This is a genomic window from Seonamhaeicola marinus (assembly GCF_008085455.1).
In genome coordinates this window covers 1-225 of sequence record NZ_VSDQ01000555.1, presented here as the reverse complement: position 1 = coordinate 225, position 225 = coordinate 1, and the positions used below count along the sequence as shown (strand labels likewise).

Genomic DNA, 225 nt, shown 5'->3' with positions numbered 1-225 from the left:
ACTAAAATTTCAGTTGAAGATGATAGTAATCCGCTATTCACTTCAAACGCAAGTTTAACTTTTAACTGGGGTGGTGTTACAGCTAAAGTTCAAACATTGGTTGTTACATTAAAATCAAGATCGCATCATGAAAAAGTGGTTGATCGTTTAGAGTTTTATAAAAGTTATTTAACACAAGGACGCTTTAGAAAAGAAGATATTTATAAAGCCGCACCTTTTAGGTTT

At 32.0% G+C, this 225-nt stretch carries 1 protein-coding gene; it reads left to right on the top strand.

What is annotated here, in order from left to right:
* A partial coding sequence (locus FUA24_RS08240; protein ID WP_148541262.1) for a hypothetical protein occupies nucleotides 1–225 on the top strand: 225 nt, incomplete at both ends.